The organism is Azonexus caeni (assembly GCF_048146105.1).
Classification (GTDB): Bacteria; Pseudomonadota; Gammaproteobacteria; order Burkholderiales; family Rhodocyclaceae; genus Azonexus; species Azonexus aromaticus_B.
The window spans coordinates 1-487 of sequence record NZ_JBKJAD010000070.1; the positions used below are offsets into that span (position 1 = coordinate 1).

Annotated in this window: 1 protein-coding gene; it reads right to left on the bottom strand. The window is 65.9% G+C overall.

Annotated features, from left to right (window positions below; all coding sequences use genetic code 11):
* A partial coding sequence (locus tag ACLIIZ_RS21110; protein ID WP_416695677.1) for a cadherin-like domain-containing protein occupies nucleotides 1-487 on the bottom strand: 487 nt, incomplete at both ends.

The window sequence follows — 487 nt, forward strand, 5'->3', positions numbered from 1 at the left end:
TCACCGTCGACGTCGCCGTTCCGCCGTTGCCGTCGTCGATCGTCACCGTGAAGCTGTCAGTTCCGTTGTAGTCCGGGCCCGGGACATAGGTCCAGGTGCCGTCGCCATTGACCGTCACCGTGCCGTGCTGCGGGTCGTTGGCCTTGCTGTAGGTCAGCGTGTCGCCGTCCTTGTCCGAGCCGACCACGCGACCGGAGACCGGGGTGTCTTCCGGCGTCGTCACGTTGTAGTTGCCGGTCGTCGGGTCGAAGTTCGGGTTGCTCGGGTCGTCCGGAATCGGCGGGTCGTTGACCGGCGTCACACCGATCGTCACCGTCGACGTCGCCGTTCCGCCGTTGCCGTCGTCGATCGTCACCGTGAAGCTGTCAGTTCCGTTGTAGTCCGGGCCCGGGACATAGGTCCAGGTGCCGTCGCCATTGACCGTCACCGTGCCGTGCTGCGGGTCGTTGGCCTTGCTGTAGGTCAGCGTGTCGCCGTCCTTGTCCGA